Origin of the sequence: Bacillus cereus group sp. RP32, assembly GCF_040459735.1 — a bacterium.
Classification (GTDB): domain Bacteria; phylum Bacillota; class Bacilli; order Bacillales; family Bacillaceae_G; genus Bacillus_A; species Bacillus_A wiedmannii.
In genome coordinates this window covers 1,569,697-1,588,624 of record NZ_JARVHO010000001.1, presented here as the reverse complement: position 1 = coordinate 1,588,624, position 18,928 = coordinate 1,569,697, and the positions used below count along the sequence as shown (strand labels likewise).

The following is an 18,928-nucleotide window of genomic DNA, read 5'->3' as shown; positions in this document are numbered from 1 at the left end:
TTCACTTCGAATTTGAATGATCCGTAATATCACAAAGGATCATATCGTGCCCTACTTTCTTAATTTGGCTCCACGTGACTCTTACTTCTTGTGGTTCCTTTTTAAAACCTCCCCATTTCCCAGCCGGTATGATAAGAGCCTGTATTTGGCCATCCTTCTCATCAATCTCTAAATCCACATAACCTAAAACTCCCATTTTTTCTGCTCTTTCTAAATTTACAATCTCTTTGCCACTTAATTCACTTAATCGCATACACTCTCCCCCTACCGAATTATGAATTTAAGTTATCTATAATTAGTACCTATTCTGTATATCCAAAAAAAATAACCGTATCTCATTTAAAAGAGATACGGTTATTTTTACATACTTCATATAAAGCAATTATAGTTTTATTCCTTTTGGAAGTTTTCCATCTGGACTAATTAATGCTGCAGAGAATTCATCTGTAAACATGTTACGAATTAACTCATCAACATTTTCTTTTGTTACTGTGTTTACACTTTCAATAATCTCATCAAGTGAACGATGCTTACGAAGTAGCAATTCATTTTTACCATTACGGCTCATACGGCTATTCGTACTTTCTAAACTTAACATTAAGTTTCCTTTTAATTGCTCTTTACTATTAATAAGCTCTTTTTCTGTAATACCTGTATTTTTCAATGTTTCTAATGTTTCTTGCATTGTTTCATACAGTGTATCTAATTGTTGGCTACCTGTTCCACCATACAGCGTTAACATACCTGTATCTTCATAAGAAGAATGGTAAGAAAATACTGAATAGGCTAACCCGCGTTGCTCACGTACTTCTTGGAATAAACGGCTACTCATACTACCGCCTAAAACGTTATTTAATACAATTAAGTTATAAATATCTTCGTGTCCCATTTGTAAGCCTTTATATCCTAAACATAAATGAGCTTGTTCTGTTTCCTTTTTACGTGCTACCTTATTAAAATGGAAAATTGGGCTATGTACTTGTTCACGATTTGTTGTTCCTTCATAACTACCGAAATATTGCTCTACTGTTTGTAAAAAGGCTTCATCAATATTCCCTGCAACTGAAACAACGACATTTTCAGGTGTGTAATGATCCTTGATATATTGGCGTAGCGTATCACCTGTAAACGTATCAAGCGTTTCTTCTGTTCCTAAAATAGGATATCCAAGCGGATGCGTTTCATATGTTGCTTTCGTTAACATATCATGCACAATATCATCTGGAGCATCTTCGTACATTTTAATTTCTTCACATACGACATTCTTCTCTTTTTTCAGTTCTTCCTCATCAAATGTTGAATTAAAGAACATATCTGCTAATACATCTAAAGCATATTTAGCATGCTCATCTAGCACTTTTGCATAATAACAAGTGTATTCTTTTGAAGTAAAAGCATTCACTTGCCCACCAATGCTATCAAATGATTCTGCAATTTCGCGTGCACTACGTGTTTCTGTTCCTTTAAAGAACATATGCTCTAAAAAGTGGGAAACCCCGTTATTTTTTTCATTTTCATTTCTTGATCCCGCATGGATCCAAATACCAATCGCAACCGATCTTACAGTTGGTATATTCTCCATAACAATTCTTACACCATTTTTACAAGTATATTTTTTAATCAAAAACTTTCCTCCTACTGCCAGTTTCTCTAAATAAGTGCTATTATTTAATGATAACAAGTTTAAGGATGAATGTCATGCAAATGTATTTAATCCACACGTTTTTCATCCAGTAATTCTGTTATATTCCCTACTTTATATCCTTGTTCCTTCAATTTTGTAATCATTGTATCTAATGCTTCTGCTGTAGATGACGTTGGATGCATTAATACGATAGCACCTGGATGTATTTTGCTCATCACTCTCTGCAATAGTACATCTGGATCAGGTCGCTTCCAATCAATTGTATCGACAGTCCACATAATCGTTCCCATTTGGAAATCATCAGCAATTTTCACGACTTCATCCCGAAAACTTCCACTCGGCGGAGCAAACCATCTCACCTTTTGATTCGTAGCTGCTTCGATCATTCGATTTGTTTTTTGTAACTGATCTCGTATTTCATCAGAAGATAACGTTTTCATATTAGGGTGTGTGTAAGAATGATTTCCGACTTCTTGATTTGCATCGACAATCATTTTTGCAAATCGCAAATTTTCTTTCACCCAGCGTCCTTCTAAAAAGAAAGTCGCCTTCACATCATGCTTTTTCAATATCTCTAATATACGAGGCAAATACTCGTTTCCCCATGCCACATTTATTGTTAATCCCACCATCTTTTTATTTGGATGTCCCCTATAAATTGGAGCTGGTGATAAATCTTTTAAGTGGACACTCGGTGATACTTCCTTGAATTCAAGATTTTTTTGATCAAATTTCTTTAGCTTCTTCATATTATTATAGGATGCTTCGATATCAACTTGTCTTCCATTATACCCTGGTGTTGCTTTCCATATCTTATCAATCATCGCATTTTGAGGTGCAATCTCATATTGTTTTGCATGTTTTTGAATTTCTTCATATAAGTTATCCTGTGCAAAAACGGAATAAGAGCCTACACTGACATATAAAAAGAATATACATATGTATGCCAATACACGAGCTTTCATATAAACCCTCCCATTAACTATATAAAAACCTTTTTTCTTCTTATCTTTGTTAATTTGAGCGTTATAATGAAAACTATACCTATACTGACATAAAAATATATGTAAATCATATTTTTTACATAACAAAAAAAGCCAGTTTAACTGGCTTTTACTTATTGCTGCTCTTGTTTGTTTTCTTCTTTAGCAGCTTCTTTTTCTTGCTCTTCTTTTAGCAATACTTTTCTAGATAGATTCACGCGACCTTGCTTGTCAATCTCGATAACTTTAACTGTAATTACATCACCGATTTTCACAACGTCTTCTACTTTACCTACACGCTCAAGTGCAAGTTCAGAAATGTGAACTAATCCGTCTTTACCGCTGAATAATTCAACGAAAGCACCGAATTTCTCAACACGTTTCACTTTTCCTTCGTAGATTTCACCTACTTGTACTTCGCGAACGATATCTTCGATAATTTTCTTAGCTTTGTCATTCATTTCTTGATTTATTGAAGAAATGAATACTGTACCATCTTGCTCGATGTCAATTTTAACGCCAGTTTCTTCAATAATTTTATTGATTTGTTTACCGCTCGGCCCAATAACGTCACGGATTTTATCTGGGTTAATTGTCATTGTAATAATCTTTGGAGCATAAGCTGATAATTCAGTACGTGGCTCTGCAATAACAGATAACATATGATTTAGAATGTGCACACGACCAACTTTCGCTTGTTGTAATGCCTCTTCTAAAATTTCACGAGATAGACCATCTATTTTAATGTCCATTTGCAGTGCAGTTACACCTTTTGCTGTACCTGCTACTTTAAAGTCCATATCACCTAAATGATCTTCCATACCTTGAATATCAGATAAAATTGTGTAATGCTCACCAGTTTTAACTAGACCCATTGCAATACCTGCAACTGGAGCTTTAAGCGGAACACCAGCATCCATCATTGCTAAAGTACTACCACAAATACTTGCTTGTGAAGTAGAACCATTTGATTCTAAAACTTCAGATACAAGACGTACTGTATATGGGAAATCTTTTTCAGATGGAATTACAGGCTCAAGAGCACGTTCTCCTAGTGCACCGTGACCAATTTCACGACGACCTGGTCCACGCATCGGTCTTGTTTCACCAACACTAAATGATGGGAAATTGTAATGGTGCATAAAACGTTTTGATTCTTCTACACCAAGACCATCTAAAATTTGTACATCGCCTAATGCACCTAATGTACAAATACTTAATGCTTGTGTTTGTCCACGTGTGAATAAACCAGAACCGTGTGTACGAGATAAAATACCAACCTCTGATGCTAATGGACGGATTTCGTCACCTTTACGGCCATCTGGGCGGATTTTTTCAACTGTAATAAGACGACGTACTTCTTCTTTTACAATTTTATATAAAATCTCACTTACTTGTCCTAATGTATCAGCGTCAGCTTCCTGCGCTTCGTAATGCTCAATTACACGCTTTTTCACTTCATTAATTGCGTCTTCACGTGCATGTTTCTCATGTACTTGAATTGCAGAATGCATATCCTTCTCAGACATTTCACGTACAGCTTGATTAAGATCAGCGTCAACTTCATAAAGTTTCACTTCTGATTTCTCTTTACCTACAGCTTGTACAATCTTTTCTTGGAATGCAATTAGACGTTTAATTTCGTCATGTCCAAACATAATTGCTTCTAACATTGTTTCTTCAGGCACTTGATCTGCTCCTGCTTCAACCATGTTAATTGCATCTTTCGTACCAGCCACAACAAGGTGAATATCACTTTGTTCTTGCTGTTCTACTGTTGGATTAATAACGAATTCGCCGTTAATACGACCAACTGTTGCACCCGCGATTGGGCCTTCAAATGGAATATCTGAAATCGATAACGCTAATGAAGAACCAAGCATAGCTGCCATTTCAGAAGAACAATCTTGATCAACACTCATTACTATGCTGACAACTTGTACTTCGTTACGGAAACCATCTGCGAAAAGTGGACGAATTGGGCGGTCGATTAAACGACTTGCCAAAATTGCTTTTTCACTCGGACGACCTTCACGTTTAATGAAACCGCCAGGAATTTTTCCGACTGCATATAAACGCTCTTCATAGTTTACTGTAAGCGGGAAGAAATCTACATTTTTTGGTTCTTTTGATGCAGTTGCTGTAGATAGAACCGCTGTATCGCCATATCTTACTAATACTGCTCCGTTCGCTTGCTTCGCAAGCTGACTTGTTTCAACTGTTAGCTGGCGACCAGCTAAATCTATCGAGAAGACTTGCTTTTCTTGACTCATTTAAGTACCCCTCTCAATTTAAAGTATTCAATTCTTCTATGTAAATGGATAGTATATCACAATATTCTACCTCTAGTATTACCGAAAATGAAGTAAGCTATAAAGGGTAGAAGATATATTTTTACCTAACAAAAAAGCGGGAATATTCCCGCTTCTTTGACTATCGACGTAAGCCAAGCTTTGTGATTAATTCACGGTAACGTGTGATATCGCTATTACGAAGGTAAGTTAGTAAGTTACGACGTTTACCAACCATCTTTAATAGACCACGACGTGAATGATGATCTTTCTTGTGAGTACGTAAGTGCTCGTTTAGAGTGTTAATTTGCTCCGTTAGGACAGCAATTTGAACCTCTGGAGAACCAGTATCAGTCTCATGAGTTCTAAATTGTGCAATGATTTCATTTTTACGCTCTTGTGTTAAAGCCATCCTATTTCACCTCCTATTAATTAAACCCCCAATTACCTAGCAAGCGTCGGTGAGTCGCAATGCCAAGCAATGGTTGTCATAAAGTACATAACATAGAATACTACTTTTCATTTGAAAAAGCAAGTATATTCTTTTCGTTCGCAAAATATTCTTGTGCTGTTTTCTTATCTTTTGCAATTTGTTCAACTAACTCATCGATGCCATTGAATTTCTTTTCTTCTCTTATACGCATATGCCACTCTACTGTAACATTTTGATCATATATGTCTTTGTTAAATTCAAATAAGTGCACTTCAATAGATAATTGACGCTCATCTTCTTTAAAAGTTGGTTTATACCCAATATTACATACACCATCGTACCATTCATCGTGAACTTTTAATCTCACTGCATAAACACCTACAGGTGGTAATAGATACTCATCACTTAAACCTATATTAGCTGTAGGAAAACCAATTTGACGTCCACGCTTATCACCGTGTACAACCGTTCCCCCTACTGTATATGCTCTACCTAAAATAGATGGAATTCGTTCCATTTCGCCATTTCGAATTAACTTTCGTAATGCTGTAGAACTTACTTTCTCTTCTTGAAATTCAACTTTTTCAATCACAGTCTGTGTAAACTCCCCTCTTGCATGAAATGGTAAAGTCTCCATCTTTCCTTTTCCTAAACGTCCATATGAATAATCAAACCCTGCTACTACATGCTTTACATTCAAACCAATAATATAATCATCTACAAATTGTTGTGGCAATAAGCCTGCAAACGATTCATCAAATTTAATAACATATAATATATCGATCCCTAAGTTTTCGACTATTTTTTCTTTATCACACATTGGTGTAATATACTCCGCATGCGCTTCCTTTTTTCCTAAAACAACAGATGGGTGCGGATAAAATGTCATAACTGCACTTTTATATCCTCGTTCATCAGCTATTTGTTTCGCAGTTCGAATCACACATTGATGTCCTAAATGAATGCCATCAAAAAATCCTAATGCCATTACAGTAGGTGGTAATTCTAATTTATTTTGTTCATGTGGATGAGTTAAATGAATAAGTTTCACGCTTGAATTCACCTTTTTCTGTAATAATCCTTCCAATAATTCATTATAGCTTTAGTTCTTGATTATTCACAAGTACTTTCATCGGCTTTAGCATACCAGGGTGTTTTGGATGGTGCTCATAAATTGCAAGGCAGCGATTATTTGTATCAAACACTGTTATAAATGGCGCCGTTATTTGCAATTCATTTTTTAAGAACATACCATTCTTTATTTTCTCTGCTTGCTTTTCATCTACAACCATTTTCGGAAACTTACTTAATGCTTCATCAATTGAAATGAAGATAGACTCTACTGTTCCATTTTGCACGTTTTCTTCAATTTCTTCAAATGATATGCAATCTTCTAATAAAAATTCACCAGAAGCTGTTCTTACAAGGTGAGACATATGTGATGGGAAACCAAGTTTTTCACCAATCATTACTGCTAACGTTCTTACATATGTCCCTTTACTACACGTTACACGGAAACGGAATGAAATATTTTCCCCCTCAAATACTTCACGGTCATCTAGTAATACAAATTCATGAATTGTAATTGTACGAACTGGACGTTCAACTTCTTGTCCTGCTCTTGCATATTCATATAATTTTTTTCCGTTAACTTTTACAGCTGAAAACATCGGAGGCATTTGTTCAATCGTACCTGTTAATGCAGCAAGAGCCCCTTCTACTTCCTTACGAGTAATAACACGATCTACATTTTTCGTTTCAACAACTTCACCAGAAGCATCTTCAGTTGTCGTTGAAAATCCAATTGTTACTTCACCTTCATATGTTTTCGTCTCACTTGTTAAAAATTGTGCAATCTTCGTTGCTCGTCCTACACAAATAGGTAATACTCCTGTTACATCTGGATCTAATGTTCCTGTATGACCAATTCGTTTCTCACGCAATATCTTTCTTAATTTAAATACACAATCATGTGATGTCATGCCTTTTGGCTTATGTAATAATACTACACCTTCCATATATGTTCACCTCATCATAATTCTTTCATAGTAATTATCCAAAATTAATTTTGCATTGAAAAAATGGATAGACAAATGTCTATCCATTATTCTTCACGTTTACCGTCTTTATTAATTTGATGTAAAAGTGTATCAATTCGATGACCATATCCGATAGACTCATCAAACTCAAAGGAAATTTCCGGTGTTTTACGAAGACGAATACGCTGGCCAATTTCTGAACGAATGAAACCTTTTGCCTTCGCTAAACCTTTTAATGTACTTTCTTTCTGTTCCTCATCACCTAAAACAGAAATATATACTGTAGCAATTTGTAAATCTCCACTCACTTGTACATCTGTTACTGTAACAAATCCAACACGTGGATCTTTAATTTTACGACTGATGATGTCGCCTAATTCTTTTTTCATTTGCTCGCCTACACGGTTTGCACGTAATTTCATAACTCTTCACCTCATTCAATACCATTCCAATTGTGTTATTGTACGTTCAATTTCAGGAAATGAATCGATGTACTCGAGTACACGATTCATTTCTTTTTCACAAATAACACGATTAGAGGATACAGAAACAATTGCAATTTCTGTACGTTGCCATACATCTTGATGCCCTACTTCTGAAACAGCTACATTATAACGCTGCTTCACACGAGTTAGCACCCGTTGCAAAATTGCTCGTTTCTCTTTTAAAGAATGCACATCGTAAATCATACACTCGAATGAGAGTGAAGCGATAATCATCGCTTCACTTCTTCCATAATGTACGCTTCAATGATGTCCCCTTCTTTAAGATCATTATATCTCTCAATTGTAATACCACACTCATAGTTTTGTGCAACTTCTTTTACGTCATCTTTGAAACGTTTTAACGTATCAAGTTGTCCTTCAAAAATTACTACGCCATCACGGATAATACGCACGCCACTATCACGTGTAATTTTACCGTCAATTACGTAACAACCTGCGATTGTTCCAACTTTTGTTACTTTGAATGTTTGGCGTACTTCCGCTTGACCGATTACTTTTTCTTCGAATTCTGGATCCAGCATACCTTGCATTGCTGATTCGATTTCTTCGATTACTTTATAGATAATACGGTGTAAACGAACATCAACATTCTCTAATTCAGCTGTACGCTTCGCATTCACATCAGGGCGTACGTTAAATCCAATTACAATTGCATTAGATGCAGAAGCTAAAATAACATCAGATTCTGTAATCGCACCTACGCCTGTATGGATAATTTTAACTTTAACACCTTCAACATCAATTTTACGAAGTGACGCTGCCATTGCTTCTACAGAACCTTGTACGTCTGCTTTCACAATTAAGTTAATTTCTTTTACATCGCCTTCTTGGATTTGTTGGAATAAATCTTCAAGGCTTAATTTAGATTTTTCACCACGCTGAGCAAGTAACGCTTCTTGTGCACGTGATTCACCGATTTGACGAGCTTTCTTCTCATCAGCGAATGCCATGAAACGATCTCCCGCTTGTGGTACTTCGTTTAAACCTGTAATTTCAACAGGAGTTGATGGACCAGCAACTTTTACACGACGACCAATATCACTTACCATTGCACGAACACGTCCGAATGAAGTACCAACAACGATTGGATCTCCAACTCGAAGTGTACCGTTTTGAACAAGTAATGTCGCGATAGTTCCTTTACCTTTATCAAGCTGTGCTTCGATTACAGTACCAGTTGCATAGCGGTTTGGATTTGCTTTATATTCTTCTACTTCACTTACAAGAAGAATCATTTCTAATAAGTTGTCAATTCCTTCACCTTGAATTGCAGAAATTGGTACGAAAATTGTATCTCCGCCCCAAGCTTCTGGAACTAATTCATATTCTGTTAATTCTTGCATTACACGATCAGGATTTGCCGCTGGTTTATCCATTTTATTCACAGCTACAATAATTGGTACTCCAGCTGCTTTCGCATGGCTAATTGCTTCAACTGTTTGTGGCATAACACCGTCATCAGCTGCAACAACAAGGATTGTAATATCCGTTACTTGCGCACCACGAGCACGCATCGTTGTAAATGCCGCGTGACCAGGCGTATCTAAGAATGTAATCTTCTTGTCATTTACTTCAACTTGGTATGCACCAATATGCTGAGTAATTCCACCTGCTTCGCCTGCAGTTACTTTTGAATTACGGATAGAGTCAAGTAAAGTTGTTTTACCATGGTCAACGTGCCCCATAATTGTAACTACAGCTGGACGCTCTTTTAAGTTCTCTTCATCATCTTGCTCATCGATGAATGTTTCAAATTCAGTTTCACTTACAACTACTTCTTCTTCTACTTCAATACCATAATCAGTAGCAATTAACTCAATTGTATCTTTATCTAAGTCTTGGTTAATTGTTGCCATAATTCCAAGCATAAAGAGCTTCTTAATAATTTCAGATGGCTCTTTGCTTAATTTTTTAGCAAGCTCACCTACTGTAAGACTTCCAGAGAAAGTAACTTTATCTGGTGTTTCTACAGTTTGTGTTTGTTGTCTTCCAGCAAAGTTATCTTGACGTTTGTCTTCATTTCCTTTGCCTTTTTTCTTTTTCTTATTGCTGTTCTTTTTACTACGAACAACTTTTTCTTCTACTTCAAACTCATCTGCAACAGAAGGTTTTTCAGTTTGATACGCATTATCTAATTTATTTACTACTTCATCTTCTAACATTGTCATATGATTCGAAACCTCGATATTCATTTCTTTTAGTTTTGTCATAAGATCTTTACTTGAGATATTATGTTGTTTTGCATATTCATGCACTCGAATTTTACTCATACCTTCACCCCCGGTAATTTGTATCGAGCATGCTACGCAGCTTTTTCGCAAAGCCCTCATCTAACACAGCTACAACGACTCGCTCGTCTCTCCCAATCGCATGCCCTAATTGTTGTCGATTTTCGACCTTTCTCATTGGTACGTTGTAATACGTCGCTTTATCCGTGATGCGTTTTGTAGTATTTGCTGACGCATCTTCAGATAGCAATACAAGTTTTGCTTTGCCACTTCGTACTTCTTTTAAAACAAGTTCTTCACCCGAAATAATTTTCCGAGCCCGGTTTGCTAGTCCTAAAAACGATTTCCAATCGGACACTTATTTCGACTCCTTCTCAACAAGCTCAAGAAGCTCTTCGTATAGAGAACCGTCGATTTTCGCTTTTAGATGATGTTCCAAAACATTTTTCTTTTGGGCTTGAAGAATACTTTCTTTATCTTTTGATAAATAAGCACCTCGTCCTGATTTCTTTCCAGTTAAATCAATGGACACTTCTCCCTCTTTGGAACGAACAATGCGAACGAGCTCTCGTTTTGATTTCATTTCTTGCGTTGCAACACATTTTCGTAACGGAACTTTTCGATTGCTCATACTCATCACCTCTATTCGATTTCGTCTTCAACTGAATCGAATCCGAATGCGATTACGCTATCTTCTTCTGTTACAATACCAAGTTGTTTCGCATCAGACTCACTCTTAATATCAATTTTCCAACCTGTTAATTTAGCTGCAAGACGTGCATTTTGTCCACGTTTACCAATAGCTAATGACAGTTGGTGGTCTGGAACAACAACTGTTGTTGCTTTTTCTTCTTCATCTACAAGCACTTTAACAACTTGTGATGGGCTTAAAGCATTTGCAACATATTCTACTGGATCATTTGACCAGCGAACGATGTCAATCTTTTCGCCTTTTAGTTCGTCTACAATGCGTTGTACACGTTGTCCTTTCGGTCCTACACAAGAACCTACTGGATCAACATCAATGTTCTCTGCATGTACAGAAATTTTAGAGCGATCGCCTGCTTCGCGTGCTACAGAACGAATTTCAACAGTTCCATCATAAATTTCAGGAACTTCCATTTCGAATAAACGTTTTAAAAGACCAGGATGTGTACGTGATACGTAAATTTGTGGTCCTTTCGTTGTTTTTTCTACTTTCGTAATGAATACGCGAATACGATCATGTGGTTTGTACTGTTCGTTTGGCATTTGCTCACTTACAGGTAATAAAGCTTCTACTTTCCCTAAGCTTACATAGATGAAACGAGCATCTTGACGTTGTACGATACCCACCATGATATCTTCTTCACGGTCACTAAACTCAGAGTAAATAACACCACGCTCTGCTTCGCGCACTCGTTGTGTTACAACCTGTTTTGCAGTTTGTGCTGCAATACGACCGAAATCTTTTGGTGTTACTTCAATCTCTAGTACGTCACCATCTTGATAGTTTGGATTAATTTGTCTTGCTTCTTCAACAGAAATTTCAAGACGTGGATCAAACACATTATCAACAACGTCTTTACGTGCTAAAACTTGAATTGTTCCCACTTCTGGGTTAAAGCTCACACGAACGTTTTGTGCTTGGTTAAAATTGCGTTTATAAGCAGAGATTAACGCTGCTTCAATCGCATCAATAATAATATCTTTGCTAATTCCTTTTTCTGACTCTAATACGAGCAAGGCATCTAACAACTCAGTGCTCATGAAGATCCCCCTTCTAACTAAAACGTAACAGCAAGTCGCGCATTTGCAACTTTATCCATTGAAATTTGGATTTCTTTTTTACGTGTTTTAATTGTTAATAATAATGTAATTGTAGTACCATCGTAGGAAAGTAGCTTTCCTTCAAACATTTTTTCACCATCAATCGGCTCATATGTTTTAATTGCCACTTGTTTTCCTACCGCTTGCTGGAAGTCTTTCTCTTTCTTTAATGGGCGTTCCGCTCCAGGAGATGATACATCCAAAAAGTAAAGATGAGGAATTGGATCCTCTTTATCTAAAGCTTCGCTTAAACGTTCACTTACCGCACCGCATTCTTCAATGTCGACTCCCTTTTCAGAATCGATGAATACGCGTAAGAACCAGTCTTGTCCTTCTTGCACATACTCTACATCTACAAGTTCAAGATTTAACTCTTCAACGATTGGCTGCGCAAATGCTTCTACAACTTCTGTGACTTTCTTATCCATAAACAGCCTCCTTCCTGCCGCCATGTACCATTTACAAGAAAAGACCCCGTCCATAAAAACGGTCCATCTTATTCTTTCTCGTTAGCTAACAAAAGCCCCTGCCGTTAAGCAGGGAATATCTGTCTTAGTATTACCAAATTTAAGAAGTAAAACTTGTAACAAAATATGTATATACGACAGAAATTTCTTACCTCTCCACATCAATAAAACGTAGATAGTAACACGAAAGAGTGGGTTTCCCCACTCTTTTTTTTACACAATATACATGACATGGTTATCTCGGTTAATAGTATACCATAGCAAATGTTGATTTGCAAAGAATTTTCCTACCTATTAGAACAGTGATAACTGGTTTTGATCAGGTAGATCGCCTAAGCAACCTTGACTATCTAAATACTCAATAATTGTTTTCGAAACCTTACTGCGCTGCTGTAAATCTTCTTTTGATAAGAAATCTCCATTTTTGCGTGCTTCTACAATACTTAAAGCTGCATTTGTACCAAGTCCAGGCACTGCATTAAATGGAGGAATTAAAGTATCCCCATCAATAATAAATTCTGTTGCATGCGAACGGTATAAATCAACCTTTTGGAATGAGTATCCACGCTCACACATTTCAAGTGTCATTTCTAGTACTGTTAATAAACTTTTCTCTTTCGGCGCTGCATCCAAACCTTTTTGCGCAATTTCATCAATTCTTACACGTATAGATGCTGAACCTTTCGCCATCGCCTCTACATCAAAGTCATCTGCACGAACTGTAAAGTATGCCGCATAGAATAGAAGCGCGAAATGTACTTTAAAGTATGCAATACGTACAGCCATAAGTACGTAAGCAGCCGCATGGGCTTTAGGGAACATGTACTTTATTTTCTTACATGAATCAATATACCAACCTGGTACATTATTACTTTTCATGGCATCTTCCCATTCTTCCGGTACACCTTTACCTTTACGAACTGACTCCATGATTTTGAAGGCTAATGATGGGTCTAAACCTTGATAGATTAAATATACCATGATGTCATCACGACAACCGATAACTTCACTCAGCGTACATGTACCGTTATAAATTAACTCGTTTGCATTACCAAGCCATACGTCTGTACCATGTGATAGTCCAGAGATTTGGACTAACTCAGAGAATGTCGTAGGTTTCGTCTCTTCTAACATCTGCCTTACGAATTTCGTACCAAACTCTGGTATACCAAGTGTACCTGTTTTACAGTTAATTTGTTCTTCCGTTACCCCTAACGATTCCGGGCCTGAGAAAATTTTCATTACTTCCGGATCGTCTGTTGGGATTGTTTTCGGATCAATACCACTTAAATCTTGTAACATACGAATAACAGTAGGATCATCGTGTCCTAGTATATCAAGTTTCAATAAATTATCATGAATGGAGTGGAAATCAAAGTGTGTCGTTCTCCACTCAGCCCCTATTGAATCTGCCGGAAACTGAATTGGTGAGAAATCAAAGATATCCATGTAATCTGGCACAACGATAATACCACCTGGATGCTGTCCGGTTGTACGTTTTACGCCCGTACATCCTGCTACTAAGCGGTCAATCTCTGCATTTCGAATCGTTAAATTATGATCATTTGCATAACCTTTTACATATCCATAAGCCGTTTTTTCCGCAACTGTACCTATTGTACCCGCACGGTATACATAATCTTCACCGAACAGTACTTTCGTATAGTTATGGGCACGTGGTTGGTATTCCCCGGAGAAGTTCAGATCGATATCGGGTACCTTATCTCCTTTAAATCCAAGGAACGTTTCGAACGGAATATCATGTCCATCTTTCACGTATGGAACATTACATGCAGGACATTCTTTATCCGGCAAGTCAAAACCAGAACCTACAGAACCATCATTAAAGAATTCTGATTGCTTACACTTCGGACATACATAGTGTGGTGGTAATGGGTTTACTTCTGTAATTTCCATCATCGTTGCAACGAATGATGAACCTACCGATCCACGCGAACCTACTAAATATCCGTCTACTAACGATTTTTTCACAAGCTTATGTGAAATTAAATAAATTACGGCAAATCCATGCCCAATAATACTTTTTAATTCTTTTTCTAAACGCGCTTCTACAATTTCAGGTAACTCTTCACCATAAATGCTACGCGCCATTTTATAACTCATATCACGCGTCTCATCATCTGCACCTTCAATTTTCGGTGTATATAGATCATCTTTCACTGGATGAACATCACCAATTAATGATGCAATCTTTTGTGTATTCGTTACAACAATTTCTTTCGCTACGTCTTCACCTAAGAATGAAAAACACTCTAACATTTCATCCGTTGTACGGAAATGTACAGGTGGTAATGAATGTCGGTTTAACGGATTGGCTCCGCCCTGCGAACTGACTAAAATCTTACGATACATTGCATCCTCTGGATCTATATAATGCACGTTTCCTGTAGCAACAACTGGTTTATCTAACGTCTCACCTAGTTTTACTAAGTTAGAAATAATTGTTTTTAATTGTCCCTCATCTCGAACAAGTTCACGCTCTACTAAATGACGTAACACCTCTGGAGGCATTACTTCAATGTAATCATAGAACTGCGCAATTTCTTCTACCTCTTCAGGAGCTTTTTGCATCATCGCCTCAAACACTTCACCTTTATCACAAGCCGTTCCTACTAAAATTCCTTCACGATATTTTTTTAATAGTGACCTTGGTACTCGTGGTACACGGTAAAAGTAATTTAGGTGAGAATAGGAAACAAGTTTATATAAATTTTTCAACCCTACATCTGATGTCGCAAGTAACGTCATATGGCTTGGACGTCCACGCTTATACGCATCCCCTTGCCCCATGCTATCATTTAATTGATCGTGATATTCAAATCCCTTTTCAATCACATCTTTTAACATTTTCACAAGTAAGTATCCCGTTGCTTCTGTATCATAAATCGCACGGTGATGTTGCGTTAATTCAATATCAAGCTTTTTACACATCGTATTTAATCGATGGTTTTTCATTTCCGGGAATAAGAATCTTGCAAGTTCTAACGTATCAATAACAGGATTATTCGTTTTTTCTAGTCCAGCCTTTTTAAAACCTACGTTAATAAAGCCCATATCAAAACTTGCGTTATGAGCAACAAGTGTATGGTCGCCCATCCATTCTTCAAACCTTTTAAACACTTCGTCCACTTCTGGTGCATCCGTTAACATATCATCTGTAATACCTGTTAATTCAATAATCGTCGCAGATAATGGTTGATGTGGATTTGCGAAAGATTCAAAGCGGTCAATAATTTCGCCACCTTTTACTTTTACAGCCGCTAACTCGATAACAGTATCATATACAGCTGATAAACCTGTCGTCTCAACGTCGAAAACAACATAAGTTTCCTCTGCAAGTAAACGATGCGCTTCGTTATATGCAATCGGTACACCATCATTAACTAAATTCGCCTCTACACCATATATAACTTTAACCCCAGCCTTTTTACCCGCAGAATATGCCTCTGGGAAAGACTGCGCAACAGCATGGTCTGTAACAGCGATTGCCTCATGTCCCCATTTACCTGCTTGGGCAACAAGTCTAGAAACAGGAGTAACCGCGTCCATTTGGCTCATCGGTGTGTGAAGATGCAGCTCTACACGTTTTTCACCTTCTGGCGCTTTATCTTTACGAGACGGTCCTGTTATTTCATTTATATCATTTGCAATCATTACTAAATCTCGAACGAATGTATCATTTTGAACAGAACCACGCGCTTTCACCCACATTCCTTTTTTCAAGGATTGCAGCATTGGAATATCTTCTTTGTCACGCGAGAACATTTTGATCATAATTGAATCCGTATAGTCTGTTATTTTTAAAGTTAATAACGTACGGCCACTACGTAGCTCTTTCGTTTCTACATGGAAGACATACCCTTGAACTGTTTTTCTTCTTTCTTCATCTTGAATTTCTCGCATCGGTGTAATCTCTTCATCCGGCTTAATAAGATATCCGAGTACAACCGGTCCTTCATGCACAACGCTACTTTCTTCAGCTTGCTTCTTTGCCATTTCTTCCATAGCTTGTATAACACGTTCACGATCTTCTTGCTGCGTTTGCTCACGAAACTTTTGCATTTCTTCTGTATTTTGCTGTATATGTGTGTCTAAATGAAAACGCGGGAATCCAAAAGTTTCGTATTGATCCCCTACTGGTTTCGCAACGTTTTTCTTTAAAGCAGTAGATTCCAGTTCATTATTCACATTTATTAGCAACTTCACTCCATTCACCTGCGGAAGCTGCTTTTTTAAGTAAGCAAACATAGGTGAAAATGTAATTCGTTCCGTACAAAGTGGCCAATACGCCCTCACTTCTTCTTCTGTAAATTGTTTATTCTCTGTTTCTAATGCAAATGTTGTTCTTGCAATATGAGAAAATGATTGCTTAAGCTTTGTTTCTAGCAATTCATATAATTCTGTAGGCAAAATTCGTGGCACTTGTAAATCAAAATGCCAACTTTTATTCGTTTTATCAATAACGAGCCTTTCAATGCCACCACCTTGTAAATATTGATTTATAAGGTCGTCTGGTATTTGCAACTGCTGGAGCAAAATTTGAAATCGCTCTTGTTGTTCATTTGTTAAAGACATAAGCACTCTCCTTCCATTTGCTATTATAAATTGAAACGTACTACAAAGAAAGATTTCTCCCTTCTTCTTTTACAAAATACGTTTACAAAGAAAGAGAAGGTACCTCATTACGAGGTACCTCTTCTTATTTTAAAATATTTGCAATATATGTTTGAAGTTCTTCTACTTTCACTTCTTCAGACTCGCCTGTAGCACGTACTTTCACTTCTACAATACCTTCGTCTGCTTTTTTACCAACTGTCACGCGAACTGGAAGGCCGAATAAATCTGCATCTGCAAATTTAACACCTGCACGTTCTGCACGATCATCTAGTAATACTTCGTACCCTTGCTCTTGTAATGAGTTGTAGATGTTTTCACCCATTTCACGTTGCGCATCAGATTTCATATTTACTGGAATTACATGCACATGGAACGGTGCAACAGCTTTTGGCCAAACTAAACCGTTCTCATCATTAAACTGCTCTGCGATTGCTGCCACTGTACGAGATACACCGATACCGTAACAACCCATAATAAGTGGTTGTGTTTTTCCGTTTTCATCTAGGAATGTTGCGTTCATTGCTTCACTATAACGAGTTCCTAATTTGAATACATGGCCAACTTCAATTCCGCGTGCGAAAAGAATTGTTCCATTTCCATCTGGAGACTGGTCTCCTTCTTGAATGAAGCGTAAATCTGTATATTGACTTACTTTAAAGTCACGTTCTGGATTTACATTTACATAATGGAATCCTTCTTCGTTCGCTCCTGAACATCCGTTAACAATTGATGCTACAGCATGGTCTGCGATAATTTCGATATTACCTGTTACACCAATCGGTCCTAAAGAACCAACTTCACAGTTGAATAACTCTTTCACTTCTTCATGAGAAGCAAGCTCAACAACTGAAGCACCGTATACATTTTTCACTTTTACATCGTTTACTTCATGATCACCACGAACAAGTACAACTACTAATTTCTCATCTACTTTAAATACCATAGACTTAATGCACTTGTCAGCTTCAATGTTTAAGAATGCAGATACTTCTTCAATTGCTTTTTGATCTGGTGTTGCTACTTTTTCAAGTGCCTTTTCTGCTTCATCACTCTTCGTATACGTAGCTGTAGCTACCACAGGAGCCATTTCGATGTTTGCTGCATAATTAGATGTATCAGAGTATGCAATTGTATCTTCACCGACTTCAGATAATACCATAAATTCATGCGTATCTTTTCCGCCCATTGCTCCAGAGTCAGCAATAACTGCACGGAAATTCAAGCCACAACGAGCAAAAATGTTAGAGTATGCTTTGTATAAGCGATCGTATACTTCATCTAAACTCTCTTGTGTAGCATGGAAAGAGTATGCATCTTTCATTAGAAACTCTCTTCCACGTAATAAACCGAAACGAGGTCTTTGTTCATCACGGAATTTCGTTTGAATTTGGTACAATGTTAACGGTAATTTTTTATATGATTTCACTTCATCACGTACAAGATCCGTAATTACTTCTTCATGTGTCGCTCCTAATGCGAATTCACGAGCGTTACGATCTTTCATACGCATTAATTCAGATCCGTAAGAATACCAACGGCCTGATTCTTGCCATAATTCTGCAGCTTGCATCGCTGGCATTAATAATTCTACAGCTCCTGCGCGCTCCATTTCTTCTCGAACGATACGTTCTACTTTGTGTAGTACTTTTAATCCAAATGGTAGAAAACTATAAATACCAGAAGCATTTTGACGCATAAAACCTGCACGAAGTAATAACTGATGACTCTTAATCTCCGCATCAGCTGGAACTTCACGTAATGTAGGACTGAATACCATACTTTGTTTCATTTATTCGCACCTCTTCATTTTACTCTTACACGCAGTAAAACCCCTCACCTCGAGTTAGGTGAGGGATTTTATTCTACGAGCTCTATTTCATTATAAGTTT

Annotated in this window: 16 protein-coding genes; all 16 read right to left on the bottom strand. The window is 37.2% G+C overall.

The annotated features are described in order from the left end of the window. Position 1: 1 nt before the first annotated feature. Positions 2 to 253 (bottom strand): YlmC/YmxH family sporulation protein, encoded by a 252-nt coding sequence (locus QCI46_RS08345; RefSeq protein ID WP_001239751.1) that lies wholly within the window; start codon positions 251 to 253, stop codon positions 2 to 4. A gap of 129 nt (positions 254 to 382) precedes the next feature. Next, positions 383 to 1,624 (bottom strand): M16 family metallopeptidase, encoded by a 1,242-nt coding sequence (locus QCI46_RS08340; RefSeq protein ID WP_000593006.1) that lies wholly within the window; start codon positions 1,622 to 1,624, stop codon positions 383 to 385. Positions 1,625 to 1,710: 86 nt separating this feature from the next. Further along, complete coding sequence (locus tag QCI46_RS08335; RefSeq protein ID WP_353839915.1) at positions 1,711 to 2,610, bottom strand: polysaccharide deacetylase family protein; 900 nt, start codon at positions 2,608 to 2,610, stop codon at positions 1,711 to 1,713. A 152-nt stretch (positions 2,611 to 2,762) separates the two neighbouring features. Then, positions 2,763 to 4,901: a polyribonucleotide nucleotidyltransferase gene (gene pnp / locus QCI46_RS08330; RefSeq protein WP_353839913.1), complete on the bottom strand. Its 2,139-nt coding sequence runs from the start codon at positions 4,899 to 4,901 to the stop codon at positions 2,763 to 2,765. Between the two features lie 160 nt (positions 4,902 to 5,061). Further along, positions 5,062 to 5,331 (bottom strand): 30S ribosomal protein S15, encoded by a 270-nt coding sequence (gene rpsO, locus QCI46_RS08325; protein ID WP_001229392.1) that lies wholly within the window; start codon positions 5,329 to 5,331, stop codon positions 5,062 to 5,064. Positions 5,332 to 5,431: 100 nt separating this feature from the next. Next, a complete protein-coding gene (gene ribF, locus QCI46_RS08320; protein WP_353839912.1) occupies positions 5,432 to 6,403 on the bottom strand; it encodes a bifunctional riboflavin kinase/FAD synthetase in 972 nt (323 codons plus the stop codon). A 43-nt stretch (positions 6,404 to 6,446) separates the two neighbouring features. Further along, positions 6,447 to 7,370, bottom strand: a complete 924-nt coding sequence (gene truB / locus QCI46_RS08315; protein WP_353839911.1) for a tRNA pseudouridine(55) synthase TruB — start codon at positions 7,368 to 7,370, stop codon at positions 6,447 to 6,449. An 86-nt stretch (positions 7,371 to 7,456) separates the two neighbouring features. After that, positions 7,457 to 7,813, bottom strand: a complete 357-nt coding sequence (gene rbfA / locus QCI46_RS08310) for a 30S ribosome-binding factor RbfA (protein WP_000776445.1) — start codon at positions 7,811 to 7,813, stop codon at positions 7,457 to 7,459. A gap of 15 nt (positions 7,814 to 7,828) precedes the next feature. Beyond that, a complete protein-coding gene (locus QCI46_RS08305; protein ID WP_000582364.1) occupies positions 7,829 to 8,110 on the bottom strand; it encodes a DUF503 domain-containing protein in 282 nt (93 codons plus the stop codon). Further along, the gene (gene infB / locus QCI46_RS08300; RefSeq protein ID WP_000036353.1) at positions 8,107 to 10,167 is read right to left on the bottom strand and encodes a translation initiation factor IF-2; all 2,061 of its coding nucleotides are present in this window, start codon (positions 10,165 to 10,167) and stop codon (positions 8,107 to 8,109) included. The genes QCI46_RS08305 and infB overlap by 4 nt, the downstream gene beginning before the upstream one ends. A 4-nt stretch (positions 10,168 to 10,171) precedes the next feature. Continuing rightward, the gene (locus tag QCI46_RS08295; RefSeq protein ID WP_001286521.1) at positions 10,172 to 10,483 is read right to left on the bottom strand and encodes a YlxQ family RNA-binding protein; all 312 of its coding nucleotides are present in this window, start codon (positions 10,481 to 10,483) and stop codon (positions 10,172 to 10,174) included. After that, entirely contained in the window at positions 10,484 to 10,756 is a 273-nt protein-coding gene (gene rnpM / locus QCI46_RS08290; protein ID WP_000071127.1) for an RNase P modulator RnpM, read from the bottom strand. A gap of 11 nt (positions 10,757 to 10,767) precedes the next feature. Beyond that, entirely contained in the window at positions 10,768 to 11,874 is a 1,107-nt protein-coding gene (nusA, locus tag QCI46_RS08285; RefSeq protein WP_000102596.1) for a transcription termination factor NusA, read from the bottom strand. Positions 11,875 to 11,891: 17 nt separating this feature from the next. After that, on the bottom strand, positions 11,892 to 12,362 hold the full coding sequence (gene rimP, locus QCI46_RS08280) for a ribosome maturation factor RimP (protein ID WP_000359099.1): 471 nt from the start codon (positions 12,360 to 12,362) through the stop codon (positions 11,892 to 11,894). Positions 12,363 to 12,695: 333 nt separating this feature from the next. Next, positions 12,696 to 16,997: a PolC-type DNA polymerase III gene (locus tag QCI46_RS08275; protein ID WP_353839910.1), complete on the bottom strand. Its 4,302-nt coding sequence runs from the start codon at positions 16,995 to 16,997 to the stop codon at positions 12,696 to 12,698. Positions 16,998 to 17,121: 124 nt separating this feature from the next. After that, on the bottom strand, positions 17,122 to 18,828 hold the full coding sequence (locus QCI46_RS08270) for a proline--tRNA ligase (RefSeq protein ID WP_353839909.1): 1,707 nt from the start codon (positions 18,826 to 18,828) through the stop codon (positions 17,122 to 17,124). Between the last annotated feature and the right edge of the window lie 100 nt (positions 18,829 to 18,928).

What these genes read in the sequence shown, in the direction of transcription:
- QCI46_RS08345 (WP_001239751.1), bottom strand. Translation starts at nt 253, where the DNA reads ATGCGATTAAGTGAATTAAGTGGCAAAGAGATTGTAAATTTAGAAAGA.
- QCI46_RS08335 (WP_353839915.1), bottom strand. Translation starts at nt 2,610, where the DNA reads ATGAAAGCTCGTGTATTGGCATACATATGTATATTCTTTTTATATGTC.
- pnp (WP_353839913.1), bottom strand. Translation starts at nt 4,901, where the DNA reads ATGAGTCAAGAAAAGCAAGTCTTCTCGATAGATTTAGCTGGTCGCCAG.
- rpsO (WP_001229392.1), bottom strand. Translation starts at nt 5,331, where the DNA reads ATGGCTTTAACACAAGAGCGTAAAAATGAAATCATTGCACAATTTAGA.
- truB (WP_353839911.1), bottom strand. Translation starts at nt 7,370, where the DNA reads ATGGAAGGTGTAGTATTATTACATAAGCCAAAAGGCATGACATCACAT.
- rbfA (WP_000776445.1), bottom strand. Translation starts at nt 7,813, where the DNA reads ATGAAATTACGTGCAAACCGTGTAGGCGAGCAAATGAAAAAAGAATTA.
- QCI46_RS08305 (WP_000582364.1), bottom strand. Translation starts at nt 8,110, where the DNA reads ATGATTATCGCTTCACTCTCATTCGAGTGTATGATTTACGATGTGCAT.
- infB (WP_000036353.1), bottom strand. Translation starts at nt 10,167, where the DNA reads ATGAGTAAAATTCGAGTGCATGAATATGCAAAACAACATAATATCTCA.
- rnpM (WP_000071127.1), bottom strand. Translation starts at nt 10,756, where the DNA reads ATGAGCAATCGAAAAGTTCCGTTACGAAAATGTGTTGCAACGCAAGAA.
- nusA (WP_000102596.1), bottom strand. Translation starts at nt 11,874, where the DNA reads ATGAGCACTGAGTTGTTAGATGCCTTGCTCGTATTAGAGTCAGAAAAA.
- rimP (WP_000359099.1), bottom strand. Translation starts at nt 12,362, where the DNA reads ATGGATAAGAAAGTCACAGAAGTTGTAGAAGCATTTGCGCAGCCAATC.
- QCI46_RS08275 (WP_353839910.1), bottom strand. Translation starts at nt 16,997, where the DNA reads ATGTCTTTAACAAATGAACAACAAGAGCGATTTCAAATTTTGCTCCAG.
- QCI46_RS08270 (WP_353839909.1), bottom strand. Translation starts at nt 18,828, where the DNA reads ATGAAACAAAGTATGGTATTCAGTCCTACATTACGTGAAGTTCCAGCT.